We start from the raw sequence: 25,920 nt of genomic DNA, 5'->3' as shown, positions 1-25,920 counted from the left end.
ACCCATGCGCTTGAAAGCTGCTGCCGTTGGCTGGTCTTTCGTTATCCTGGCCGTATTGATGATTGTCGTCTTTTATTTTTATCCGATGATCCAGGCTCTAATGTTGTCCTTCCAGACCGGAACCGGAGCGAACTTGAGCTTTAACGGAATTGATAACTATAAGCGTCTGTTTACGGACTCGATGTTTCGGACCGCTGTTAAAAATACATTTATCTATTTGATTGTGCAGGTGCCGATGATGGTGCTGCTGGCCCTGTTCCTGTCGACACTGCTTAACGACCGGACTCTGAAATGGAAGGGCTTCTTCCGGACAGCCATCTTTCTGCCGTGCATTACCTCGCTGGTTGCGTATTCGGTTATTTTCAAATATTTATTTGCGGGAGACGGACTGGTTAATTCGCTGCTGCTCAATCTCCATCTTGTATCCGAACCGATCCAGTGGATCACGCATCCGTTCTGGGCGAAGATTACGATTATCATTGCCATTACCTGGCGCTGGACCGGATATAACATGATTTTTTATTTGTCCGGTATGCAAAATATCGACCCGGCAATCTATGAAGCGGCAAAAATAGACGGGGCCTCGTCCAGCAGACAGTTCTTCGGAATTACGATTCCGATGCTGAAGCCGATCATTTTGTTCACTTCGATTACCTCCACGATCGGCACGCTGCAGTTATTCGATGAGGTCATGAACATTACAAAAGGCGGGCCGGGAAATGCGACAGCTTCGATATCGCAGTACATTTATGACCTGTCATTTAAATATTCGTCGGACTTCGGCTATGCGGCTACCGTCTCGTACTCGATTGTCATTATGATTGTCGTGCTCTCCATCATCCAATTCAAAGTGGCAGGTGATCGCAATGGTTAAGGTCAGAAGACTCTCCATGTACTTGTTCCTTTCTGTTGCCGCGTTCATTTCTATTTTTCCGTTCTTGTGGATGATTGTCAGCTCGACGAACGCTTCGGTGGATGTTACCCGCGGGCGATTGCTCCCAGGCATGCACTTGATGGACAATCTGCGGAATTTGCTTGAATCCGTGAATATATTAAATGCAATGAAGAATTCCCTGATCGTCTCCGTGTCCACCACCTTGCTGGCGCTTTTAATCGCTTCACTGGCCGGATACGGCTTTGAAATCTATCGCAGCAAGGCGAAGGATATTGTCTTCAACATTTTGCTCTTGTCGATGATGATCCCGTTCGCCGCGATGATGGTCCCGTTATATCGGCTGTTCGGCAAGATCACGAATCTTGTTCCGTTGATCGGTATTGATACCCTGGCAGCGGTGGTGCTGCCGACTATGACGACGGCCTTCCTGATCTTCTTCTTCCGGCAGAGCACGAAAATGTTTCCGAAGGAGCTGCTGGAGGCAGGCCGAATCGACGGCTTGTCTGAACTAGGTCTATTCTATCGGGTATTCGTTCCGACGATGAAGACGACCTATGCAGCGGCAGCAATCATTACCTTTATGAGCAGCTGGAACAATTATATGTGGCCGCTGATCATTCTGCAGACCCCGCAGAAGCAGACGATCCCGCTCTTGATCTCCACGCTCGGCTCCAGCTATACGCCGGACTACGGGCTTATTATGCTGGCGATCGTCATCTCGACCATTCCAACTGCGATTGTATTCTTTGTGATGCAGAAGCATTTCGTGGCAGGGATGATCGGCTCGATCAAGTAGTTAGTAACAGATAAGTTGAATATATGACTGTACGTTGGGGTCAACGTGTGAAGTATGCTTACGATCGCTGTTGTTCGCTGATTTCTATGATTGGACTAAGTTCTAATAGGGGAGAATTCCGCTCACAAAGGCGAACGCTTTCTGCTGCTCGCTGCCGGATATTTTAAACTTGCTACGGACATTTTAGACTCTTAGCAGACTTTTTCTCATGATTCGAAGGGTTAACGGACATTTCGGGCGCTTAGGACGCTCAAAATACTCTGGTTCACTCGATTCTACTCTCTAAGCAGCCAAAATGTCCGTTACAATTCTGGCTCCTCCAAAGGCGGACCGTAAGGAGACATAATGTCCGTAAGACAAAGTACTTACTCCCCTTAGATCAACTACTTCCTTCCCTTAGACCCAATGCACCGTATTGCTTATATTGGTAAACAGAGTTGATCCCTGCTAATCGAATGTAAAAAGAAACCGTCTCCTATTGGATTATGGTTGGGTGGTACCACCAGTTTCCAGAGAACGGTTTCTTTTTGTTTGACGAAATGAAAGAGGGTGCCCCTTACTTAATATCGGCGATGTGTGCAATCAGTCTAACCAAACGCAGTCCACAATGTCCCTGTCCACTTTAACAAATTCTTCGTCTATAAATACAGCTGCCCAACCATGTTCTTCATCCCATGGACAATCAAGCATCAGTATCACACACACATCGACATGCTGCGACTCATACTCGTCTATCGCTGTTTTGCTTTTGGCGTAGATACTGTCTTCCAAAGCATAGAGCGTAACATTTGTGCCTGTATGTTTTACAAGGTCTGCGGGCGACTTCATTTCCGGCCAATACTCTTTACTTTGCTCCTCGTCATCAGGACCCCATTGTTCGTGCATATCATCATAATAAAGAGTGATAAAGGCTTCTAACATCTCAGTTTCCAGTGCAGGTGTCCATTTTTCTAATAGTCTTTTGCAAGCGGCTATGCCCTTTTCCTCATCTTCGCAACAATCATCTTGAATCTCAAATTGATTTGGATTTAATAGTGTCTTGCTCCACATGATATTTCCTCCGAAAGTATAAGTTCTCTTTATGTAAACAATGAGCAACTCGAGTTTTGTATAGAAAAGCATACCACTTTTTTCAGCAACCTTTCACCAGCTTTATCCAACAATTGATTGAACTTATACTTGATAAATCTGAACAGGTGAAGTATAGGCCAGGCTATCCAACCGACTCAAGCAGCTTTTTTTTCAATGTTTCAAATTTATCCATTCCCGGACTGAAACTCAAATCAAGTCTATGTCAATATCAGAGCGCGTCTTTTCACGAAACACCATGTGCCACTCCACATGTTCCACCGGCTCAAAATGCAGCGCGGAGCAGGCCACCCTGAGTTTACCTTGGTTGCTTCGCCCGAACACGACAGCGGTTGGGTCATTCGCCCCAGCGCTGATACCGATGCAGAAAACATCGACGTTTGCCTGCGGCTCCATGGGGTCGGTGTGTTTTAGACGCGGGCGGTCGCCCCGCGCGCAATCCGTGATCATAAAAGATTGGTCAGGAAGGTCGGGGGAAATCGTATAGCTCATCATGACGAAATGCGTTGGGAATTCCTGACTCGGGTCATGAAAATGCTCGGCAGACAACTCCTGTCGTTCGTATTCCTGTACGGTCAGAGTGTGTTTCTTGCCTGTGAACGGATGCATCAGCTCGGTCTGATCGCCCGCTGCCGCCACTTTGAAGTGCGAACCTGGTATGGCGACAGGCTCTTGCTCCAATCTCACTCGGAGTGTTTTGAACTGCGGCTTGCGTTTCGTTTTCCAAGGGAAAGCGCTGCGCCAGATGGCATAGCCTTGCTCTGGAACAAGCTTATAGTGCTGCATGGCGCTCTGCGCCTCAAGGCCGTTGCTCTCCGGGGAACAGGGGTTCCAGCAGAGGCCGCAACCGTGCGAAGCTGTAAGCTCGGCTCCGTTCAAGGTAACCTTTGGATTCAGGTTGACATTCAGCGGATTCTCCATGTCGATTTGCATTTGCTGTTCATCTGTAAATTCTGTATTATCACTGTCGACGGCGAGATTCCATTTATTCATAAACGAACGAATGCGTTCCTGTGGAATCTGCAAACAAAAATCCACGACTAGTCCCTTGCTGCAGATGTACATCGCCGGAATCGCCCAGGCTCCATCCTCCCATGCAAATTGCTTGTTCACTAAAATTTCCTGTCCTGCCCTTTCGCGGCTGGAATGCCCCCAGAAGTTCCCGTCAAAGGTAACCTTCCATTCCGGAATTTTAGGCTCAGCAGGAACAAAGTCATAGTAATCGTCCGAGTATTTAATTTGGCCATAATCAAATTCGTCCTGTAAGGCTTTGAGGTAAGCAAATGGCTCCTCCATAGACGTGAGGGACAGCTCTTCCCGAATGATCGCAAGCGTTTCAGCCTGCTCGAACATTGGTGCATGTTCCCTCAACAACTTGTCGAACTCATCCTGTTCCCAACACCATGCCTGTTCCAGCACTGTGGTATGACTGCAAGCCAGCAAGAGTCGAAGAAAATCCTGAAAGTTATTTGCCAACGGATGGACGTAATTCCCTGCTGTATTCATCGGACTGACAGCAAACACCATCTCGCCAAAGCCACGTACAAAGCAAAAATGAATGCCGTCAACACCTGCCCACCCGATCATTCTCGCCCCCTTTGGTGTACAGAAATAGGGGGGATCGTTTTGTCTTTGCTCCAAGCCGATATGAGATCCATTTATATCCAGTTTCAAATATTTTTTATATATTGTTTTCATTATGTCCTCACTTTACATAAAATCGAAGTAATAACGAATAACATGAAAAAGAACAGGTGAAGTATAGGCCAGGCTATCTACCCGACTCAAGTAGCTTTTTTTCAATGCTTCAAATTTATCGTCAGCCCCGATCAACAAATCCCGCCGCAGAACGGAGACGGTCAGGCTGCCTAAATAACCGCTTAAGCTAATGAGCATACCGGACACGAAACCGAAGGTTGGGGTAAGCGGAGTAAGGTAAGGGTAAATCAAATAAGACACGGCGGTTGTTATGATAAATGCACAAATGAAGCCTTCCCAGGTCAAATAGGGATTAGCGGTAGGAACGACTTTGTGCTTGCCGAGAATAATCGAAGCCAGATGATGTACGACATCATTTAACTGCGTTAACACGACCAGAAAAAGTACAAGTCCCGCTCCGTATTGCGGCGTTGCAAATTGAAAGTAGGCTAAATGGCTGAGTCCGAACACCATGAGCATCAGTCCCCATTGGGTCGAACTGACACTCCGCAGGAAGCCAACCGTCCCTTTGTTGATGATTCTTGGTAATGGCAGGAACAGGAATACATAGATGGGGATGAAAATAATAAACATGCCGTACCATTCGATATAAATCCAGTAGAATTGCACAGGGATCGACAGGTAGGCCCACAGATATATCCGGCGATCGGCTTTCCTTGATCGAATCATGGTGAAATACTCCTTTAATGCAAAGAAGGTAAGCACCATAAGGGACAATAGGGAAACTACAGGATTGAACAGGGTAGCCAGACAAAATATGAAGAACATCCCCCACCAGGTTTTGATACGTATACTAATGGCAGAGTAGTCCATGAGAGGTTTGACTTTTCCCAGTACATAATAAACCAGATGGATAACAGATAAAATAATAAATATAAGGAGTAACGTATAGTATGAGCTGTCCATTGCTAATCACCATCTTCTTGCAAGATAAGGATTCCATAGAAGGAAGTGTTCCCCAAAGCAGGATTTTCAGCATCAGCAGCCTTCAGAAGGGATCATATGTTATTATGAAGGAATAGTTCACACTTGATAAGGGGAAATTTCGTAAATGGCAGCAGATTGCTCGGTCTATATCTTACTTACGAATACAGGAACGCTTTTTACAAAAATGATTAAGAGCTATACGAGAGCGCCTTATAATCATGCCTCTATTTCTTTTAATCGGGAGCTTTCCGAGCTGTATAGCTTCGGGAGAAAGAAACCCGGCAATCCTCTAAACGGCGGATTTGTACGGGAAGACATCAAGACGGGCACCTTCAGCAAATATCCGAATACGACGTGTGTTATTTACGAGCTTCAGGTATCTGAACGCGAGGTTGAAAAAATGAAACGCGTCCTCCAGCTTTTTATAAAACAGCGTAATAAGTACTTGTACAACATTCTGGGCGTCATTGGTATTGCGTTAAAAGAGCCGGTGGAATTTAGCAACTCCTATTTTTGCTCGCAATTTGTTGCAGAGATTCTGGAGCGTTCCGGCATCAAGCTGTGGAACAAGCTGCCTGCGCTAGTTACACCAGACGATTTTCGGCAAAGCGACCGGTTGCATTTGATTTACGAAGGTAAATTAAGCGATTATAACGCAGAAGCGTGAGACGCATGAAACGTCCTAGAGATGCTCTTGGACGATTTTCCTGAAATTCAATGTCCTTTTGTTCACTGCAACCAAAAACCAAGGAACTAAGCGAGAACATATCGCTCAGTTCCTTGGCTTCTTTCAAATCTCCTTCTGGACAGTCCACTTCCGCTCACTGCTCTACCGATTAGTTTTGCTTGGCATACCATTCCGAGTATTGCTTTTGATATTCGGCGATATATTTATCCAAGCCTGCAGCCTTTAACTTCTCCAGCGCTCTCGGATAGACTTCATCGTAATCGACGAACCCGCTGCCGATAGGTGCCAGGTATTCTGTGAACACACCGTTCAGCTTGGTTTCTTCATTTTTGACAGGGGTATTATCGAAGTTGAAGCCAGCCCCTTTGGAAATGATTGCTCCGTCATCCCATGCTTTATATTCGGCAATGAAATCCTCCGGTACGGAATTATCGAAGCGCATGAAATTTTTGTTCATCAACAGCCAGTCAGGAATCAGCGCATCATTGTTGATTTTCGTTAAACGGCCATTTTCATCCAGTGTAAAGTCGGTTCCTTCGATACCGTAGGCGAACAGATCATACAACTCCTGGTTCTTTTGCAGCAGGTTGAAGAACATGACGTAACGCTCGGGATCCTTCGCTGCGGAGGATACGAAGAAGGCGGTGCTGTAGGTGCCGCGGCTGATTTTTGGACGGCCTGTGCCCAGGAAATAATTGGCCAGCTTGGCTTCTGGTACGGCTTGTGAGATGGTTGCAGCTCCTTCGAAAGGACGTGCCGCTGTTCCTGCCCAGAAAATTGCCTTGCCGGAGTTCCAATCGGACTGAAGCTGCGGCGTATTGGTTGCGGCATATTTAGGAATGATGCCTTTTTGATACCAGCCGCGCATTAACTCGGCGTATTTCTTGAAATCCTCGGATTCGAACCAGCTGATGATTTGATCGTCCTCTGCGGACTCGTCCAGCGCAATGAATTCATTTTGCCAGTAGAGATTTTTATCCGTAAAGTCGTAAAGCAGCATGCGGCGCGCATCGGTACTGGCGTATCCGATCAATTCCGGATGAATCGCATGAACCTTGTCATAGAATTCTTCCAGCTCCGCCAGCGAGGAGACGCTTGTCATTCCGACCTCTTCCAGCAAGTCCTGGCGAACGAGCACACTGTAGAACTCTGCGGAATTCGGCTTGTTGCCGACCGGAACCGCATATTGCTTGCCGCCCAGCTGGAAGGCGGTGAAGGAAGCTTCATCCACATTCGCGCGTAAGTCCGGAGCGGCGTCCAGATAAGGGGTAAGGTCGGCATATACCCCCTTGGCAACGGACTTCACCATGTAATTGATGTCCGTATAAGTCGCAAAGTCCTCGCCGGTAGACAGCATCAAGTCGGTCTTGCCGCCGGCATATTCACTCCATGGAAGGAACTGAAATTCAACCTCGGCGTTAATCTCCTGCTTGATCACATCGTAAAATTCGGTCTTGGCCAATTCCTTCATTCGATTGGTCTCGTCGCCATAGAGCACGATTGTTAATTTGGCGGGAGCCATGCCAGCATTCTCGCCTGTGCTCTCTTCCTTGCTGCCTGCATTCGTGTTAGCGCTTCCGTTATTGCCCGAAGAACAAGCGCTTAGCAGAAATGCGAATGTCAGGAACAAGCTTAACCAGACTCTGTTCTTTTTCATCTTAACCCCTCCTGGAATATATTCAGCCTTACGGCTTATATTGCAAAGGCAGGCGATTCCTCATGTTCTGTATGGTACTATGGTACACCAAAATGCCACCATAAGCCGGAGGAATCTCTGCCTGAAGCAATCTTGCAAATGAGTCCGGGCGTCCGAGCGGAAATCAGCCCTTGACCGAGCCAACAACAATGCCTCTGACAAAGAAGCGTTGGAGAAACGGATATAGAATCGCAATGGGCAGAACCGTCAGACAAGTCATGGCCATCTTGGCGGTCTCCAGCGGCGGGGCAATGATCGCACCGCTCACCTGGGCTGCGTTGCCGGAGGCCAGAAATTGAATGTTAGCCATCATGTTGTACATCATGTATTGAATCGTGTAGAGCTCCTGATTGGATACAAGCATGAGCGGCAGGTAAAAGTCATTCCAGAACTGCAGCGCATAGAACAATGAGATGGTAACGAGTCCGACTCTTCCTAACGGAATCATCATGCTGAAGAAAATACGCATATGGCCTGCTCCGTCCATCTCTGCCGATTCCACAATCTCATGCGGAATACTGCGGAAATAGTTGGTCATCAGGAACATGAGAAACACATTCAGCAGATAGGGAACGAACAGCCCGATCAGCGTGTCGTTCAAGTGATAATATTTGGTGCTTAGCAAATACCAGGGCAGCGTGCCCCCGCTGAACAACATCGTAAAATAAGCGAAGAAGGCGAGCACATTTTTGAATCGGAAGCCTTTAACCGATACGACATAGGCATAAGCCGTAGTAACTAGCACCGCTGAGACTGTGCCTAGCGCCGTTACAAGCAAGGAAACGGAATAGGCCCTGATAATCTGCTCCGCCTTTGAACCGAATAGAAACTGATAGGTTTCAAGCGAAAACCCCCGGGGCAGGAAGGAGTAGCCTTCGGCAGCGATTCTGGCTTCCGTCGACAACGAGCCGGATACAGCCAGCACAAACGGGATCAGGCAAATGATCGAGAAGATCGCAATAAAGCAATAGAAGAAGATCATCAGCCCTTTGCTTTCTGTGGTTGCCATTTTGATACCTCCTTTTAATAGGTGAGCGTACATCTGACGTAATATCTAGAAGAGCTTGCTGTCCTTGTCGTACCAGCCGGCCAGTTTATTAGCCGCCAGTACCAGAAGGAAGCCAAAGACGGATTGATAGAGCGTGATCGCCGATGCAAAGCCGAACTCGCCGGAACGAATGGCCGTGCGGTAGACATACACATCGATAATGTCGGTTGTTGGCAGCAGCAGCGGATTCAGGAAGGTGACCCCCATGATCATGCTGAGATCTCCCTTGAGCATGCCGCCGATGCTCAGCAGCGTCATTAGAATAATGGAAGGAATCAGCATCGGCAGCGTGATTCGGGTAATAAGCTGCCATCTGGAGGCGCCGTCGATCCGTCCGGCCTCATAATAGGAAGTATCAATGCCTTGGAGCACGGCGTAGTAGATGATGGCGCCATAGCCTGCGCTTTTCCAGATATTCGCCAGCACCAATATAATGACGAACAGCCAAGGGCTGGAATACCATTCAACTTCAGGGATGCCAATCGCTGTGAACAGCTGGTTCAGAATCCCTTTGTCGTAATCGAGCAAGGAGAAGAGAATTGCCCCGATAATGATCCAGGAAATAAAGTAAGGGAAGAACATGACGCTTTGCGTTACTTTAATGAACCATTTGCTGCGCAGCTCATTCAAAATAATAGCGATCGCGACCGAGAAGAACGTACCGGTCAGCATATACAGCGCGTTCAGCATCACGGTATTGCGGGTGGCTCTGAAGGCTTCCTCCATGCTGGAGAAGAAGAATTCGAAATTGGAGAATCCTGCCCAGGGACTGCCGAATATGCCGTCGTTAAAGTTGTAATTCTTGAAGACGAGGATCAGTCCGCTCATCGGCAGATACGCGAAAAGAATCAGAACGATGATCCCCGGGAGAGCGAGCAGATAAAGCGAGCCATCCTTCCGAAGGGCTTTACGGAAGCTTCCGGGTTTCGGGGTTCGGGACTTCGGGACATTTCGTCCGGGGACCTCCGGTAAGGTCTCTTGCATCATGACCGGTTCAACTCCTTTATGTTAGCGTTAACATTTTGCTGCGTTCTGGCGATTGGGCCAACGCTTTATATGGCAGAGCATAAATCAGCCGATTATGAAAGCGCCATCATAATAATCGAAAAAAGGTTAAGAAAACTGGATTTTCAAGGCTTAAAAAAACCGGAAAAGCTTCGTTTTTTTTGTTGTATCGGCTCGAATGCCCATGAAAAAAAGGGATTATCTTTAGCCTGCCGAAAGGTAGAAGGCCTCAGATATCCCTTTTAAGAGGTTGTTCAAAAAATCATTTTGACTGCAAAATATGATTCATTCTCCATTTGGAGGGGGTGACCCCATAACGCTTTTTGAATTGAGTGGTGAAATAGGTGCTGCTGCCGTAACCGACCCGTGCAGCAATCTCTCGAATGTCCAGCTCCAGGTTCGTGACCAGCAGCGATTTGGCTTGTTCCAGACGCAGCTGGTTGATGAAATCCGGGAAGCTGCTGCCGACTTCCTCGGCAATCAGTTTACTGAGATACGCGGGACTGATCGACAGCTTATCAGCCAACGCGTTTAGTGAGATCCCGGGATCATGATAATGCTCCCTGATGTAGTGAACAGCTTCTGCGGCAAGGCTTCTGGTCCGTATGGCAGCTATGTTGGCCAAGCGTTCAAGGGCGGCGAAGCAGCACTCTTCCAGCCAGCTCTTTAGCTTGTCATAGCTCTGAATCTGCCAGACCTCCCGGTAATAATCCCAGAACTCGGCGTGCCAGGCATCTGCTCCCGCTGCGGCAGTGCGGCTCAATTCAAAGGCAAGCCTGGATAGAGCGGTTGTGGCGGACTCGGCACGATAGCTGCAGGCTACGGCAAGCAGCCGCTCCACCGCCTGAGGGATCCGGTCTGTCTGATCCGGGTGCCGGACGGCTTGAAGCACAGGCTCAAGAGTGCTGTCCGGCATCGGGCTGCTGTTCAGGTGAATAATGTCGTCTGCAAATACAATATTTTGCTGTTGATGAAACTTGATGTATTGCAAACAGTCTGCCCCCTCGCTGTACTTCGGTCGCAGCAGGCCGACATCACTCGTAAGACCGCTGATCCCCAGCACATGACTGGCGCCGGCTTCAGACAACCACGCGGCAATCTCTTCCCATTTCTTCCGGTAGAGCGCATAGTCTCCCAGGCTTCCGGCGGATACCTCACTGAGAATGATCACGGCGCCTCCTTGATGCGGACGGAAGGACTGAATCGAACCCCGGCCCGAAAAGGCGGCCTCAATTTCCGCGATGATCTCTTCGACGGTTGCGGTCGGGCTGTCATCCTGACTAGGTTGTATAGCGTCCAGCACACATACGCAGTAAGCCCCTCCGGAGGCACAGATGTTCATCCTGGGCGTCTCGGCATGACTGGCATCACTGTGCGGAGAGAGCAGCCAGCGCATTAAGGCGCTGTCGTCGCTTTCTTTTTTGAGCTGCTTTAATTTGGCTCCGATCATTTCCAGCTCCAGGTCTGCTGCATCCAGATCATTACCGAATCTTAAAGCCTCTTGATTACCGGAGATATGAAAGATATTCCCGAACAACCGCCTGATTGGCTGATAAATCCTCCGGGAGACAAGATTAGCGCTTACCGATACAGCAGCAATGAGGAACAGACATAACAAGACAAGGATATTGCGGAGCCTTGAAATATCACGGACGCTGTCCTTATAGGATGTCTCGGATAAGAACCACAGCTTGTCCCGGGGAGAATAGATGAAGGTAATCAATTGCGGTTCTTCAGCGCCCTTATAAACAAAGGAACCCCGCTCGTAAGGAGAGGCAATGACACGGCTCAGCATTTCAGCATCCAACGAAGTACCGGAAAGTGTGCTGTGCATGAGTACACTGCCCTGCTCGTCAAGGACAGCATACCGGGTAGATTCCTCGGTCTTTTGCGAAAACAGGTTCTTCTGCAGCTTGCCGAGGTTGACAGTCAGCGCAACGCCTCCGTAATACTCGCTATGTGCGAACGCCATGTCGTTATAGAAGACAATCATCAGGGTCATGGGGGTTCCGTCGTTCATGACAGCCTTCCATAGAAAGGGAGAGTCAACGAGCTGGCTGCCCTTCACCAATTCAAACAGCTCCTGCTTGGATTCAGCGCTAAGCGGCATATTTTCAAACATCGCAACAGGCTTGTCCACCCCGAAAATATAGGCATTCTCCAGATATTGATTGACGACCAGGGCCCCGCGTACCTGACTGAGGGCATTGTAGAGCTGATCGCTCCATTCCGTGTCACCGCTCATCATCAGAGAGTTGATATTCGGGTTCGCGTAGAAGTCCATCGTGTAGTTCTGGACGATTTCTTTATAATTCGTAAAAACGGTCTCCGTATTCAGCAGTACATTCTGGTTTGCCTTGTTGACATTGGAGATGGAAATATTCCTGTACAGGTAGAAGATCACGGTGGCCAGAACGAGAATACAGCAAACAGAAATGAGGGTGAAGCTGACAAAGAGGCGGGTATAGAGCGTCCTTCTTTTTCCCAAGATGATCTCCCCTTTAAATGGTAGTTCTTTCTCCATTTTAGAGGTGCAGGTGTTCAACTGACAAGCACTGAATTTATTTAAAATAGCATGAAAGTATAAAAATATATAAATATGACATACAACGATCAAGAAAATTAAATTTGGTTGTACTATAATTGTTTATGCTTACAATTCATTTATGTGAAGGGAGCCTTTTGCCTTGAGAACATTTCGCAATCCGATACTGCCTGGATTTTACCCCGACCCTTCGGCTATTCGAGTCGGCGAGGACTACTATCTGGTAACTTCAAGCTTTGAATTTTTCCCCGGCGTTCCGATTTTTCACAGCAAGGACCTGGTAAATTGGAAGCAGCTCGGCCATGTGCTGGACCGTCCGTCCCAGCTTAACCTGGACAACATTATCCCATCCAGAGGAATCTGGGCGCCAACCTTACGGTATCATGAGGGTGTTTTTTATATGATCACGACGTATGTCGATAATGACAAGGAGCAGCACAACTTCTATGTCACTGCAACAGATCCTGCCGGGGACTGGTCTGATCCCGTATGGCTGGAGGATGCTCCGGGAATCGACCCATCCCTGTTCTTTGACGATGACGGGAAAGTGTATTACACGGGGAACCGCGTTCCTCCTGAAGGTCAGGACTACCCGAAGCATATGGATATTTGGCTGCAGGAGATTGATTTGGAGTCGGGCAAGCTGGTTGGGCCCAAGCACAGCATTTGGCAGGGGGCTCTAAAAGTGGGCCATGCCCAGGAAGGACCGCATATCTATAAAATCGGAGGCTGGTACTATGTGCTGATTGCCGAGGGCGGCACCGGCCATACCCATGCAGTCACGATTGCCAGAAGCCGCAACGTACTTGGCCCTTATGAGGGGAACAAAGCAAATCCGATCTTGACCCATCGTCATCTGGGAAGAGGCTATCCGATCGTTAACGTCGGTCATGCCGAGCTTGTGGAAACCCAGCATGGGGATTGGTGGATGTTCTGTCTGGCCTCCCGAACTTGCGGAGGATACTACCGCAATCTGGGAAGAGAGACCTTCCTGACACCGGTAAGCTGGGAGAATGAATGGCCTGTCGTGAACCCGGGAAAAGGGGTGGTTGAATTTGAAAGTGCAGCACCTGACTTGCCGGAGCAAAAATGGCCTCAGTCTCCGGCGCGTGATGATTTCACGGACGGCGAGCTTGCACTGGTATGGAACTTCCTGCGAACCCCCCGCGGTGAGTTCTGGAGTCTGTCCGACCGTCCGGGTTATCTGCGGCTTCAGCTTAAGCCGGAGCGTCTGTCGGATCTGGCAAACCCTTCATTTGTGGGGCGCAGGCAGCAGCATTTGAGCTTCCGGGCGGCGGCGGATATGACGTTTGCTCCCCAGGCAGAGGGTGAAGTTGCCGGGCTGGTTCTGCTGCAGAATGAGAACTATCATTTCCGTTATGAGCTGGGGCTGGAGGCAGGCAAGCTGGCACTTCGCCTGTTCGAACGCCGTAATGGCCAGGAGAAGCAGCTCGCCTCTGTACCTTATAACTCAGAAAAGGTACAGCTACAGGTCGAAGCGAGAGGACAGGATTATAGCTTCTATTACCGGACAGATGAGAGAGAGAAATGGAAGCTGCTGCTTGGCGGAGCTAATGGAACCGTGCTCAGCACGGATCTGGCCGGTGGTTTCACCGGAGCGTATATGGGGATGTATGCCAGCTCTCAGGGAGCAGAAAGCTCACGCTATGCCGACTTTGATTGGTTTAGCTATGAGGAGCTCAACTAGGCGGGGAGGAATGCTGTCATGATGAACGATATTCAGGGTCAGGCATATCCGGTGCCCGAGTTGCCTTCCATTCCTGAGCGTACCTTTCATGTAACCGATTATGGAGCGAATGGAGACGGACTGTCGCTCTGCACTGCTGCTATTCAGGCAGCACTGGACGATTGCGCCTCATCGGGCGGAGGGATGGTAGTCATCCCCCCAGGTGTTTGGCGGACAGGACCGCTTACACTCCATAGCCGGCTCAATCTTTGCGTGGAACGGGGAGCCCTGCTGCAGTTTGACTCCGATTTCACCCTGTATCCCCTTGTGCAGTCCCACTATGAGGGGAATTCCGGTTGGCGCTGCCAGGCACCCTTGGATGGTGCCGGCCTAAGTGATGTGGCGATTACAGGCCAAGGGATTATCGATGGAGGCGGCGAGGGATGGAGACCGGTAAAGCGCTTCAAAATGACGGAGCAGCAGTGGGATCGGCTGACCGCTTCCGGAGGAGCGCTTGATTCGGACGGCGAGATCTGGTGGCCTTCCCTTGCTGCACTGGAAGGGGAGGGCATCTGCCGGAAGCTGCAGGACGAAGGTGAGACGAGCCGGGAAGCTTATATGGCTGCCCGTGCTTATCTCCGTCCGGTGTTGCTGAGCTTGCGAGGCTGCCGGAGAGTGCTGCTGGAGGGGCCGACCTTTCAGAATTCTCCGGCCTGGTGTCTTCATCCTCAGGGATGTGAGCAAATTACCGTGCGAAATATCCGGGTGCGAAATCCATGGTACTCGCAGAATGGAGACGGCCTGGATCTGGAATCCTGCTCTCACGCCCTCGTCGAGCACTGCAGCTTCGATGTAGGGGATGACGCTATTTGCTTGAAATCAGGAAAGGACGAGGAAGGGCGCAGACTGGGTATGCCCAGTCAGTACATCACCATTCGCCATTGCACGGTCTATCATGGTCATGGCGGCGTCGTCATCGGCAGCGAGATGTCCGGAGGCGTTCGGGCGGTCAGGGTGAATCATTGTACATTTATCGGCACCGATATCGGATTGCGTTTCAAAAGTGTTCGGGGGAGAGGCGGCGTCGTCGAGGATATTGTCATGGAAAATATTCTGATGAGCGGTATTGTGCATGAAGCCGTGTCCTTCCATCTGTTCTATGCAGGGGTTGAAGGCTCGGAAGGATACATGGACGATCCGGTTCCGGTGACCGAGGAAACCCCGGTATTTCGGAATATCCGGCTGAGCAATGTGATTTGCCGCGGAGCGGATACCGCCCTGCTCGTCAATGGTCTGCCGGAGATGCCGCTGACCGACCTCGGCATTACTAATTTTCGCGCAATGAGCCGGCGGGGCATTGTTCTGCGCAATGCCGACCGCTTGCTTCTGGATGAGATTGTCCTGCACACGGAAGAGCAGACACAGCCTAAGGTTGCGGCATACCGATGCGGCGATGTCCAACTGATCCGGTCCGGCGGGCTTTCGGTAACAACGATATAGCTGCAGCAGCACAGTAGGAGAGAAAGCCGGACTTTTATTATTCAGTACGGGATGGAGCTCTTTGTGACCGGGCTTCTTTCCGATATTGAAGCGGAGTAAGTCCGGTCACTCTTTTAAAGGTTTTATTAAAATGAGATAAATGCTCGAACCCGATTGCCGGAGCGATCTCTTGAATCTTGTCCGAAGACTCGGCAAGCAGCCGTTCCGCCTCCTTGACACGAAGATGAACGATATATTCGCGAAAATGAAAGCCCGTGAACCGATAGAATACCCGGCTTAAATAGGAAGGACTGATGAAAAAGTGCTTGGCTGTCTCTTCGATGGTCAGCGTCTTATTATAATGGGTGCGAATAAAGGTGGCTACATCGGTTACCAGCTCATGAAGCGGATGCTTGCGTTCTCCAGCCTGGGGAGGAGGAGTTGAGCGCTGCAGCAAAATCAGCAGTTCGGTCAGCAAAGCGATGACAGAGCTTTCATAGTAAGGCTTCTCTAGCCGGCATTCCTCCAGCATTCGGTTCAGGAGACTTTGCGCATCGTTCTGTTCACGCAAGCTCAGTCTGAACAGGCGGTATCTCCGTCCATAAAACCAGGCGGATTCATCGCGGAGCGCAGGGGGAAGCAGCGCAGGATCGAAGTGGATCAGAATCCGCTCAAATTCGGCAATTTCGGAGCTGGCGGTGGAGTGAAGCTCCCCGCCGGGAATCAGAATGAGCTCTCCTTTATGGACGGTAACGACTCGATTATCCACAAAATAGACGCGTTCGCCCTCTGATAAGTAATAGAGCTCTGTCCATGGATGGCTATGAGGACGCGGCATGGCGGTGACGCCTTTGCGCATCATATGCTGAATGCTGTAACGTCCCTGCTCGATTTGATATTTGGGGTTTGGGCCAGTTACTTTAGTCATTGTGAGCTGCCTCTTTTCTTAGAACAATCTCTTATAATGCGTGTTCAAAAAGTCAGCTTTTCAGCACCGAGAAGGTTGCGAGAACCCGACGAAGGAGGAACGGAGTGTAGGCAGAACCTACATGAGTGAAATGCTTCCAAAGGAAGCATACCTCGTAAGCATCCGCTCGGACTTCGAGGGTGAACGTAAGATTCGATGTCGAATCAACCCCTTGGAACACTTCGTGATCAAAAGATGACTTTTTGAACTACCTCTTATAGAATAAATACCTTGAAATTCGAAAGGAGTCAAACATGCTGATCACGGTTTCCAAACAAGGCGATGAGGGCTTCGGTAGTCTGCAGGCAGCGCTGGATTCCATTCCGCGGGGCCACAAATCGGAAGTGACGATACGGATCAAGCCCGGCGTCTATGAAGAGAAGATTACGGTGGGCCCGGAGGCTCCGCCGATCCTGTTGCTTGGGGAAGACCCGCAGTCGACAATCCTATCCTGGTCGGATAATGCGCATACGCTTGCTCCGGATGGAGAGCCGCTCGGAACCTTCAGAAGCGGTACGCTGAATGTATTTGCGGAGAACTTCACGGCCGAGAATTTGACGATCCGCAATACCTCCGGGCCCGGGACCGGGCAAGCGGTGGCAGCCTTCGTGGATGCCGGACGGGCGGTGTTCCGCCGCGTGAGCTTGCTTGGCGATCAGGATACGCTATATACCGGATGCGGCAAGCAATATTACCACGAGTGCTACATCGAAGGAGATGTGGATTATATATTCGGCGCGGCGACGGCGTTGTTTGACCGCTGCCATCTGCATAACAAGCGATCTCGCGGGTACATTACCGCCGCATCCACACCGGAAGGCGAGCCGTTCGGTTATGTGTTCCTGGACTGCCGCATCACCGGTGCCGAAGGGGTAAGCGAGGTGTACCTGGGACGTCCATGGCGTCCGCATGCGCATGTCGCTTTTATTCGTACTCAGATGGATGCTTCGATTATCGGAGAAGGCTGGCACAACTGGGGACAGCCTGACCGCGAGCAGACCAGCCGGTATGAGGAATTCAGCAGCAGCGGTCCCGGTGCAAACCCTGCGGCCAGAGCAGCTTGGTCCCGTCAACTGACAGACAAGGAAGCCGCGGAGTATCGAGTGATTACGGTGCTGGACGGCTGGCATCCCGAAGGTTACTAAGGCGTTCTCCGCAAGGTATCGCTACATCAGTTAGGAAGGGAGAAGCGTGCATGTCCACATTGGAGCAGTTTATGAAAGGATTGACCGATGCCGCACCCCGCAGGGGATCATTTCACCAAGATATTTCCTTTGAGGAATGGAGGGCAAAGCTTGCAGACGGCTTGACGGCACGGCTTGGCTGGTTCCCGGAATCTCCGGCGGAGCTGCAGCCGGTTAGGCTTGAACAGGTATCCTGCCCCGGTTATATACGGGAACGGATAGAAATCACGACCTGCGAGGGAATGCGCATGGCAGTCTATATCCTGCGGCCAGAACGCCCGTTGGCTTCACCTGCTCCGGCGGTTATTGCTGTTCATGGACACGGCTATGGCAGCCGGGATATCGTCGGTCTGATGGCGGACGGAACGGAGCGCACGGGACCGCCTGGATTGCATAAGGATTTCGCAGTGTCCCTGGTAAAGCAAGGCTTTATCGTCGCGGCTCCGGAACTGCTTGGATTTGGGGATAGAAGGCTGGCGGAGGACATAGCCAGCGGAGATCCGGCGAAAAATTCCTGCTACCGCCTGTCCACGGCCTTGCTGCTGGCCGGGCAAACGATGGCGGGATTCCGTATTTATGAGAATATGAGGGTGCTGGACTATTTACGAACCCTCGAAGAAGTGGCGCCGGACCGCATAGGTATTATGGGGATTTCCGGCGGAGGCTTGGTAGCCGGCTTCACGGCTGCGTTAGATGAACGAATTGCCTGTGCGGTGGTTAGCGGCTATGCGGGCACTTTTGCATCCAGTATTTTAACCCGGCACCATTGCCTTGATAACTATATCCCCGGGATTTTGCTGGAGGCCGAAATGCCGGATTTACTTGGCTTGATCGCTCCACGCGGGTTGTTTCTGGAATCGGGAGATACCGACCACTTATTCGGACCGGGGGGAGCAAGGCAGGCGCTCGACCGGCTCAGGCAGATCTATGATGCGGCGGGCTGCTCTGAGCAGGTAGAGGCAGACTTTTTTGCCGGGGGACACGAGATCCATGGTGATCCGGCATTCGCCTGGCTGCGAGAGCAGTTAGCGGATGAACGCCGTCCTGTTTAGCGCAGCCAATCGACAGGAGGAATCTACGGAGCTTTTGCGTGACTAATTGTAATTGTTCAGTCCATGCTCGCGGATGAGGTTGAGCTCCTCCGGAGTCATCAGGCCGGATCGATACAAATTCAGATATTCCTCCGAAACGCTTTGGTTAAAAATCAGCAAGTCATCTGTGTTGATCGTCACCGGGACTCCGTGATCGAAGAGGGTGCGGATGGGATGCTTATCATAGCTGTCCGCTACCTTCAGCATCACATTGCTGGTAGGGCATACATGCAGGGTAATAAGGTGATTGGCCAGCCATTTCATGATCTGAGGCGATTCAGCGGCGGCGATGCCGTGATGAACCTCCTGTAATTCAAGCTCCTCAACGGCTTCCATTACATCGTCGGCGGAGCCGAACTCCCCGACATGGGCACGAAGCTTCACCCCGCAGGATTGGGCGCACCGATATACAGGCTTGAAAGCAGTAATGGGTTGGGCGAGCTCATTATTGCATATATCGATTGACGTAAACCAGCCGTAGGAGAACAATTCCTCAACCCGATTCAGGATCGCTTCCGGTTGGTCTGCCCGGTCCAAGGCTAATTCCGGATAAAATTTCGTGCGGGGAGCAAAGCGCTGATGAAGGTCATTAATCGTAGTCATGAAATGCTCCATGGAGCCAAGGGAATCCACTTCCCCCATGCCGAAGCTCATGGACAGTACGGTGACTTGATCCTGGTGCGCTTGGGCAAAGGAGGCTTCGATTCGCTTAAGGTATCCCTGAAGTCCTTGACAATGCACCTTAATATTTTCCTCAAACCACTGCTGCATCTCGCTCAAATCCTCAAACGGCTGAATCGGGGGATGGATGGAGGTTCCAGCCCATTGCCCGATATAGCTCATACTTCCTCCGCGTCCGGCGTGGTTATGTAGATCGCTCTTGGGGATGTGTTGCAATTCGGCTAAGGAATCAAGAGTAAGCGCCTGGATAAATGCATCCTTCATAAACCGTAACCCCTTCCAATCTGCTTGTTGACTATCTATTCGTATCATGATAACATATATTTCGTTGCCGCTAAATCAACGGCATCACAAAAATGCGGTCGTGGCGGAATTGGCAGACGCGCACGGTTCAGGTCCGTGTGGGCTAACCCCCCGTGGAGGTTCGAGTCCTCTCGACCGCACCATTCCTAAGATGAATAAGCTCTTGAATTTCCCGATGGGGGAGTTCAAGAGCTTTTTGCATGATTGGAACTTGCATCGTGTTGTCCTTCATTCGATTGATGTCTTTCACGGGCAAGTTGATGTACGCTCGACTCGATTTGTAAGCCATTTTGGTCATTTATATCGGGCTCCATTACTCGAGTCTTTCTTTTAACGGAAGATAGATGGAAAGATCATCTTCAATGATAAATATGTGTATCTCCAATTCGATTCCTTCCCTCCCTATGGAACACCATTTGATTTAAGTAGTTATTGATATGAATATTTACTTCAACTGGATTGTCTTGGTTAGAATTATGACCCGCGTTTGTTATCATATAGAATGTGCAGGTTGGCTCTGAATCCGCCCACGGTTTTGCTATCTTGCGAATATTTCCGGATGTATCTTTGTCACCACACAGCAATAAAAACGGAACTTTCATTTTATAAGCGGCATCCTCGTGAAGGCATTTTGTAACTCCAATCACGATATCAATCAAAGCTTCCTTTCCAACCTTATAGAAGCATTCTTCGACATATTCTTTTACTTCCTGACTTAAGCCGCATGCATTAGCACTCTGTCTAACTAATAACTTCCATGGATACAGTTCAAACATTAGTTTAGTAACCGATAAAGTAATTTTTTCCATCTTGCTTATTTTTGCCGTATTATTTGTACAATCTATCAATACGAGGCCATGAACTTTTTCCGGATAGTAGTAAGCCATATCTTGAGCAAGATTCCCACCCATGGATTGCCCTATAAATACGGCTTTATGAATTTGTTCTATCTCCATGATTTTAAGTAAATCATCTAACAGCTGTTTCATAGAAAACTTTATTGTACTAGGAATAGATCTCCCATGCGAACGGGCATCCCATAATAGAATATTGTACTCTTCCGGCACTATCTTTACCTGCTCTTTAAACATTCTGTGATCGACCCCTGCTCCATGCAAGAAAATCACCCATTGATCTGCCTTCTCTTTGATTTCTACACGATAGAAGATAGAACAACCCTTATAATTTAGAGCCTTATTCTCAAACATTACGCTGCCCCCTGTTCTTCCACTCATCACGCGCTTTTTCATGCGCAGAATACATCAACTGACACCATTCTCTCATCTCTTTTGCGGAAGAGTTATCTATATTAGGGCCGGAGTCAAGAATGTTCATCAACGTACTGAATCCATTCATTCTGGTCGTTAGTGCATTTTCCCATGCAGATTCAGCCATCACATAATAATCAGTTCTGCCTCGCTGTACCGCCGTTTTTTCGATAAGACCATAATTGATCAAAAGTCGCAGATTCGTAGAAACACTTGCTCTGCTTATGTCTAAGGCAGTTGAAAGATTCTCAGCGGAAATAGGACTATCACGCAAAATAATATAACCCAATATTCTCCCGCCAATTTTGGGTATCCCATGACTTTCATAATAAAAGCCCAATCTATCAATAAAATTCTTTTGGTCTTCGCTTAATACGAATTCATTATTCCCCATTTGTTCTGCCTCCTTAATATAAACAACTTATCATTTTTATTTATTTTAGTATATACTGAAATTAGTGCGGAAGATTTCTCCTACACCTTGCAGGCGACGAAACGTGCAACGATCGTCGGAGAAACCACCAGTGGCGGAGCGCATCCTACCGGACAGTTCGATGTCGGTCAAGGGTTCCTTGCTTTTATTCCCCATTCGCGCTCCATCAGCCCGATTACCAAGACGGATTGGGAGGGGACCGGCGTTATCCCTGATGTTCAGGTTCCGGCGGATCAGGCGTTGCAAAAGGCTATTGAGTTGATCGTTGACGCTAAGTCGAAGTGAGCCGGTGGTTATGACTACGATACAACAGGAAATGCATTCAATGTATGTTTGTCAGGCCCGTGTGGGCTAACCCCCCGTGAGGTTCGAGTCCTCTCGACCGCACCAATCCTAAGATGAATAAGCTCTTGAATTTCCCGATGGGGGAGTTCAAGAGCTTTTTTACTTAATGGCTTCAGCCAGTTAAGCACGCGAAGCGTACGAAACAAAACAACAGTTATACGGGTGCAAGATTTAAACATTTTACGGCTGGTTTTGAACAATTTCTGAATGTCAGGATAGATATAATTAGTTATATCATCAAAATTTGTAAGCGCTTTATTATCGTTGGATCAATCGAAAAGGGGGAGCATGCATGAATGAAGGAATCTTCAAAAAAAAAGACATTCAACCGTTTGGTTCTGTCTTTTACCGTGCTTTCTGTCGTTCTCATCGGTTCTATGGGCGGGTATTGCTATGTTCAAGTCAATCGGATAGCAAATACCGAGAAGGAAACAGCGACAGATGACACTGAGGCGTACGGGGGAGTGTCACTGCTTCCCTCCGGTCATTCGTCCCATCACTGGACGTACGCCATGTACAGGCCGGCGGATTCGATGGAACTGTTTACCGAAGAGATAAAGAAAGGGCTTTTAACGGCCTGCGGAATTATCGTTGTGTTCAGCATGGTCATCTCCTATTTGCTCTCGCGGCAGCTTTATGTGCCCATTAAAAACTTGATGGCCCGAGTGGGGAATCTCCAACCGCTTCCGTCCTCCGGCGCCAATGAGTACATGATCATTGGAGAGGCGTTTTCCTTCATGAAACATAAAATCGTGACCCTGGAATCCCAGGCCCGAAAAAACGACTTGGTCAACCTGTTGCTTGGCATCAGCCTGAATGCGGAATGGAAGGAATCGCCCCTGCTGAACGCCTCCTATTGCGCCGCCTATATCAAGCTGACGGAAGGCGATGTTGAGGCTTTGAAAACGGAATACGAACGGAACCGCTGCCTTCCGGGGGAATTCGTTGTCCTTAAGGCTGACGAGGCGGCCGTCATTTACTGCATGGAACGCGGACAGGAGCTCGTCGCGTCCGAGCTTGTCGGAGATTTGCAAGCCTTGCAGCACATCGTCGGCCCGGAGATCGGAATCAAAGCTGCCGTAGGCGGCTTTGTACGAACGTTAGAAGCGCTTCCGGAATCTTATCGGATGGCCCGGCAGGCAAGCCGGTATCATTTTATTTACGGCAATAATACGGTTATTTCCTCTGTCTTGCTCCAGACATTCAACGCCAACCCGCTTTTTTTTCATTTCGACCATTTCCGCAACGCGCTGAAAGCCGGCGATCAACGGGGCGTCGATGAATTTACCGATCATTTTCAGAAGACGTTACTGGAAGGAAAAGTGCAAATTGAAGCCGTAGAGTTGGCGGTCCTTCAACTGATCGCCCACTTGTACCAGTGCGTGATCGAGTTGGAAATGCAGCAGATCCTGCCAAGTCCGAGTTCGGTTGAGGCGTTGAAGAAAGATACGCTACATGAAACGATGGAGAATGTCCGGAAAATGTCCGCGCAAATGATCGAGTTGATAAACGCGGAGGGGAACCGGGCGCATGCCGAGGTGATCCGTACGTTGAAGGCGTATATATCGGAGCACTTGCATGAGGATTTGTCGCTGCAGATTTTATCCCAGGAAGTCTCGCTGGCACCGGCCTATGTTTCAACCCTGTTCAGCGAAGCGACGAAAAGCTCGTTTACCGAATATGTAACCAAGCTCAGACTGGATCAAGCCGCGGAACTGCTTATCGCTAATTCGCGGTTGCCGGTATCGGCCGTTGCCGAACGGGTCGGTTACAGGAACGTTCAATACTTCCACAGTAAATTCAAAGCGCGATTCGGCGTGACTCCCGTCCAATATCGAAAATCACAGCAGGGGTTTAAAGATTTTCAAACGCTATAACCGAACAAACCGCGATGCTTTGTTTCAGAAAGAACCGCCTGACACGACATTCCGGGCGTTTTTTTCTTTATAAATCTAAAGAAATCAAACTTTCGGGAGACGCCAAAACGAAAGATGACGGGATTTGGGGAGCCCCTGGGTCGGGTTGAAACACTTCTGCCAAGACAAAACCGCAATCATCGTGACTCACAGGCTGGGTTCGGTTCAGATCGCCGATAGAATTATCGTATTAAAGGCGTGTTGATGGCAAAGGCAACGGACGTTTCAAACCGAAAAGGCTACGATGTCGTTTCATCGTAGCCTTTTCTTTGTGCTTTCCGCATACTGGGATAATCTGGATCTTACGCGCCCAAGAACATTTTCATATCGTCCTCGACGTTCGTAATTCCGCCGATGCCGAATTTCTCAACCAGGATGTTGGCCACGTTCGGCGAAAGGAACGCGGGGAGCGTCGGGCCCAGGTGGATGTTCTTCACGCCGAGGTAGAGTAAGGCAAGCAGGACGATCACCGCTTTTTGCTCATACCAGGCGATATTGTACGAAATCGGCAGTTCGTTGATATCCTCCAGGCCCAGGATCTCCTTCAGTTTCAGAGCGATGACGGCAAGGGAATAAGAGTCGTTGCACTGTCCGGCGTCTAGGACGCGAGGGATGCCTCCGATTTCACCCAACTCGAGCTTGTTGTATTTGTACTTCGCGCATCCCGCGGTCAAAATGACCGTATCTCCGGGAAGTTCCTGGGCGAATTCCGTATAGTAGTTGCGCGACTTCATCCGTCCATCGCAGCCGGCCATGACGAAAAAGCGCTTGATCGCCCCGGTCTTCACGGCATCCACGACCTGATCGGCGATCCCGGTTACGGTATGATGGGCAAAGCCGCCGACGATTTCGCCGTTCTCCAGCTCGGTTGGCGGGCTGCACCGCTTGGCGCGGGCGATGATTTCCGAGAAGTCCTTCGGCTGCCCTTCAGGACCTTCCGGAATATGCCGTACGCCGGGATATCCGGTGTTACCGGTCGTATAGATCCGGTCCATGTAGCTGGATTTCGGCGGGACGATACAGTTGGTGGTCATCAGAACCGGCCCGTTGAAAGCGGCGAATTCCGTCGTTTGCTGCCACCAGGCATTCCCGTAGTTGCCGACGAAATGCTCGTATTTCTTGAAGGCCGGATAGTAATGGGCCGGCAGCATTTCACTGTGCGTGTACACATCGACCCCCGTGCCTTCGGTTTGCCGCAGCAATTCCTCCAAGTCTTTCAAGTCATGTCCGCTGATGAGGATGCCCGGCCGGTCGCGGACGCCGATATTCACCCGGGTTACTTCCGGATGCCCATAGGTTCCGGTATTGGCCCGATCGAGCAGGGACATGGCTTCCACGCCGAATTTGCCCGCCTCCATGACCAAAGCAACGAGATCGTCCGCGGTTAAGGCATCGTCCAAAGTGGCGGCGAGGGCCCGGCGCATAAATAGATCGATAGCCGCATCCGAATGGTTCAGGTGAAAAGCATGATACGTGTAAGCGGCCATACCTTTAAGGCCATAGGTCAACAGTTCACGCAAAGAGCGGATGTCCGGATCGGTTGTGGCGAGAACGCCGACTTGCTTGGCCTTGGCGTCAAACGAGGCTTCGTCGTCAGCCAGCCAAACCGCGGCATCGGGAAGCGCAGCGTCGTCGACGGAGTGCCGTTTGTCCCAGTGGCTTCGGACGTCGGCCCGCAGCGCGAGCGCTTCCTGGATTTTGGCGATGAACACGTCGCGGTCAAAATTAGCGTTCGTAATCGTAGCAAAGAGAGAATCCATAATGAAGACGGAAATCCGTTTCTCCAACACTTCGGGGAGGCGGGCATCGATCGAAAGAAACGAGATGCCTTTCAATACATAGATCAGCAGATCCTGCAGGTTGGCGACATCATGCGGTTTCCCGCAAACGCCTTTAATCGTGCAGCCGGTTCCTCCGGCCGACTCCTGACACTGAAAACAAAACATGGATGACTGCTGGGTGCCAACAGGGGATACTGATGAGGTCATCTTAAAAAAACCTCCTATGGAAAAATATAGTAGAAATATGCAGCTAACATCCAGAAGCATAACGCCGGGAGCAAGGTGGTCAGGTGATTTCAATCACATTTTTAACAGGGACGAACGGTTACAAAACAAATGTCTTCAAGTTGACAAATTCACTATTTTTCGTTGATATA

22 protein-coding genes and 1 tRNA gene are annotated in these 25,920 nt (G+C 49.8%); 11 read left to right on the top strand and 12 right to left on the bottom strand.

From position 1 onward, the window contains the following. The first annotated feature begins 4 nt into the window (after nucleotides 1–4). Together KI362_RS03525 and KI362_RS03520 are read left to right on the top strand one after the other, a co-directional pair. A complete protein-coding gene (locus KI362_RS03525; RefSeq protein ID WP_301624907.1) occupies nucleotides 5–874 on the top strand; it encodes a carbohydrate ABC transporter permease in 870 nt (289 codons plus the stop codon). After that, the gene (locus tag KI362_RS03520) at nucleotides 867–1,691 is read left to right on the top strand and encodes a carbohydrate ABC transporter permease (RefSeq protein ID WP_301624905.1); all 825 of its coding nucleotides are present in this window, start codon (nucleotides 867–869) and stop codon (nucleotides 1,689–1,691) included. The genes KI362_RS03525 and KI362_RS03520 overlap by 8 nt, the downstream gene beginning before the upstream one ends. A gap of 582 nt (nucleotides 1,692–2,273) precedes the next feature. Here the strand turns inward: KI362_RS03520 and KI362_RS03515 are convergent. The 3 genes from KI362_RS03515 to KI362_RS03505 all read right to left on the bottom strand — a co-directional run bounded on the left by KI362_RS03515 (nucleotide 2,274) and on the right by KI362_RS03505 (nucleotide 5,405). Further along, the gene (locus tag KI362_RS03515) at nucleotides 2,274–2,741 is read right to left on the bottom strand and encodes a DUF6985 domain-containing protein (RefSeq protein ID WP_301624903.1); all 468 of its coding nucleotides are present in this window, start codon (nucleotides 2,739–2,741) and stop codon (nucleotides 2,274–2,276) included. A gap of 228 nt (nucleotides 2,742–2,969) precedes the next feature. Further along, on the bottom strand, nucleotides 2,970–4,367 hold the full coding sequence (locus KI362_RS03510) for a hypothetical protein (RefSeq protein ID WP_301624902.1): 1,398 nt from the start codon (nucleotides 4,365–4,367) through the stop codon (nucleotides 2,970–2,972). Nucleotides 4,368–4,490: 123 nt separating this feature from the next. After that, nucleotides 4,491–5,405 carry a phosphatidate cytidylyltransferase gene (locus KI362_RS03505; protein WP_301624901.1) on the bottom strand — a complete coding sequence of 305 codons (915 nt, stop codon included), beginning with the start codon at nucleotides 5,403–5,405 and terminating at the stop codon, nucleotides 4,491–4,493. A gap of 145 nt (nucleotides 5,406–5,550) precedes the next feature. On the opposite strand from KI362_RS03505, the gene KI362_RS03500 reads away from it, so the two are divergent. Next, the gene (locus tag KI362_RS03500) at nucleotides 5,551–6,093 is read left to right on the top strand and encodes a hypothetical protein (protein ID WP_301624899.1); all 543 of its coding nucleotides are present in this window, start codon (nucleotides 5,551–5,553) and stop codon (nucleotides 6,091–6,093) included. Between the two features lie 169 nt (nucleotides 6,094–6,262). Here the strand turns inward: KI362_RS03500 and KI362_RS03495 are convergent, their stop codons facing one another. From KI362_RS03495 to KI362_RS03485, 3 genes are all read right to left on the bottom strand, one after another. Then, nucleotides 6,263–7,771: a DUF3502 domain-containing protein gene (locus KI362_RS03495; RefSeq protein WP_301624898.1), complete on the bottom strand. Its 1,509-nt coding sequence runs from the start codon at nucleotides 7,769–7,771 to the stop codon at nucleotides 6,263–6,265. Between the two features lie 163 nt (nucleotides 7,772–7,934). After that, the gene (locus tag KI362_RS03490) at nucleotides 7,935–8,819 is read right to left on the bottom strand and encodes a carbohydrate ABC transporter permease (RefSeq protein WP_301624897.1); all 885 of its coding nucleotides are present in this window, start codon (nucleotides 8,817–8,819) and stop codon (nucleotides 7,935–7,937) included. Between the two features lie 45 nt (nucleotides 8,820–8,864). Then, the gene (locus KI362_RS03485; protein ID WP_301624895.1) at nucleotides 8,865–9,845 is read right to left on the bottom strand and encodes an ABC transporter permease; all 981 of its coding nucleotides are present in this window, start codon (nucleotides 9,843–9,845) and stop codon (nucleotides 8,865–8,867) included. 18 nt (nucleotides 9,846–9,863) lie between these two features. Between KI362_RS03485 and KI362_RS03480 the strand changes: the two genes are divergently transcribed. Further along, the gene (locus KI362_RS03480) at nucleotides 9,864–10,109 is read left to right on the top strand and encodes a hypothetical protein (RefSeq protein WP_301624894.1); all 246 of its coding nucleotides are present in this window, start codon (nucleotides 9,864–9,866) and stop codon (nucleotides 10,107–10,109) included. Nucleotides 10,110–10,125: 16 nt separating this feature from the next. Here KI362_RS03480 and KI362_RS03475 read toward each other — a convergent pair whose 3' ends face one another. After that, complete coding sequence (locus KI362_RS03475; protein ID WP_301624893.1) at nucleotides 10,126–12,351, bottom strand: AraC family transcriptional regulator; 2,226 nt, start codon at nucleotides 12,349–12,351, stop codon at nucleotides 10,126–10,128. 199 nt (nucleotides 12,352–12,550) lie between these two features. On the opposite strand from KI362_RS03475, the gene KI362_RS03470 reads away from it, so the two are divergent. Both KI362_RS03470 and KI362_RS03465 read left to right on the top strand, forming a co-directional pair. Beyond that, complete coding sequence (locus tag KI362_RS03470) at nucleotides 12,551–14,116, top strand: glycoside hydrolase family 43 protein (protein WP_301624891.1); 1,566 nt, start codon at nucleotides 12,551–12,553, stop codon at nucleotides 14,114–14,116. Nucleotides 14,117–14,134: 18 nt separating this feature from the next. After that, entirely contained in the window at nucleotides 14,135–15,595 is a 1,461-nt protein-coding gene (locus KI362_RS03465; RefSeq protein ID WP_301624890.1) for a glycoside hydrolase family 28 protein, read from the top strand. Between the two features lie 37 nt (nucleotides 15,596–15,632). Here KI362_RS03465 and KI362_RS03460 read toward each other — a convergent pair whose 3' ends face one another. Continuing rightward, on the bottom strand, nucleotides 15,633–16,502 hold the full coding sequence (locus KI362_RS03460) for a helix-turn-helix domain-containing protein (protein WP_301624889.1): 870 nt from the start codon (nucleotides 16,500–16,502) through the stop codon (nucleotides 15,633–15,635). Nucleotides 16,503–16,795: 293 nt separating this feature from the next. On the opposite strand from KI362_RS03460, the gene KI362_RS03455 reads away from it, so the two are divergent. Both KI362_RS03455 and KI362_RS03450 read left to right on the top strand, forming a co-directional pair. Continuing rightward, nucleotides 16,796–17,686, top strand: coding sequence for a pectinesterase family protein (locus tag KI362_RS03455; protein WP_301624887.1), 891 nt, complete (start codon nucleotides 16,796–16,798; stop codon nucleotides 17,684–17,686). A 50-nt stretch (nucleotides 17,687–17,736) separates the two neighbouring features. Continuing rightward, complete coding sequence (locus KI362_RS03450) at nucleotides 17,737–18,777, top strand: alpha/beta hydrolase family protein (protein ID WP_301624886.1); 1,041 nt, start codon at nucleotides 17,737–17,739, stop codon at nucleotides 18,775–18,777. Nucleotides 18,778–18,819: 42 nt separating this feature from the next. Here KI362_RS03450 and KI362_RS03445 read toward each other — a convergent pair whose 3' ends face one another. Further along, nucleotides 18,820–19,761 carry a hypothetical protein gene (locus KI362_RS03445; RefSeq protein ID WP_301624884.1) on the bottom strand — a complete coding sequence of 314 codons (942 nt, stop codon included), beginning with the start codon at nucleotides 19,759–19,761 and terminating at the stop codon, nucleotides 18,820–18,822. A gap of 94 nt (nucleotides 19,762–19,855) precedes the next feature. On the opposite strand from KI362_RS03445, the gene KI362_RS03440 reads away from it, so the two are divergent. Next, nucleotides 19,856–19,943: transfer RNA gene (locus KI362_RS03440), tRNA-Leu, on the top strand. Between the two features lie 216 nt (nucleotides 19,944–20,159). On the opposite strand, the gene KI362_RS03435 is transcribed toward KI362_RS03440, so the two are convergent. Next, nucleotides 20,160–21,050: an alpha/beta fold hydrolase gene (locus KI362_RS03435; RefSeq protein WP_301624882.1), complete on the bottom strand. Its 891-nt coding sequence runs from the start codon at nucleotides 21,048–21,050 to the stop codon at nucleotides 20,160–20,162. Next, on the bottom strand, nucleotides 21,001–21,462 hold the full coding sequence (locus tag KI362_RS03430; RefSeq protein WP_212939358.1) for a GbsR/MarR family transcriptional regulator: 462 nt from the start codon (nucleotides 21,460–21,462) through the stop codon (nucleotides 21,001–21,003). The genes KI362_RS03435 and KI362_RS03430 overlap by 50 nt, the downstream gene beginning before the upstream one ends. Here KI362_RS03430 and KI362_RS03425 point away from each other — a divergent pair, their 5' ends adjacent. Together KI362_RS03425 and KI362_RS03420 are read left to right on the top strand one after the other, a co-directional pair. Continuing rightward, a complete protein-coding gene (locus tag KI362_RS03425; protein WP_283248965.1) occupies nucleotides 21,463–21,786 on the top strand; it encodes a S41 family peptidase in 324 nt (107 codons plus the stop codon). Nucleotides 21,787–22,142: 356 nt separating this feature from the next. After that, nucleotides 22,143–23,723 (top strand): helix-turn-helix domain-containing protein, encoded by a 1,581-nt coding sequence (locus tag KI362_RS03420; protein ID WP_301624881.1) that lies wholly within the window; start codon nucleotides 22,143–22,145, stop codon nucleotides 23,721–23,723. Between the two features lie 341 nt (nucleotides 23,724–24,064). Here KI362_RS03420 and hcp read toward each other — a convergent pair whose 3' ends face one another. After that, nucleotides 24,065–25,750 carry a hydroxylamine reductase gene (gene hcp, locus KI362_RS03415; protein WP_301624879.1) on the bottom strand — a complete coding sequence of 562 codons (1,686 nt, stop codon included), beginning with the start codon at nucleotides 25,748–25,750 and terminating at the stop codon, nucleotides 24,065–24,067. Nucleotides 25,751–25,920: the final 170 nt, after the last annotated feature.

The sequence above is a fragment of the Paenibacillus apis genome (genome assembly GCF_018333295.1).
Taxonomy (GTDB): domain Bacteria; phylum Bacillota; class Bacilli; order Paenibacillales; family Paenibacillaceae; genus Fontibacillus; species Fontibacillus antibioticophila.
Note: the sequence above shows the minus strand (reverse complement) of the source record. Positions and strands in the feature narration are given on the sequence as shown.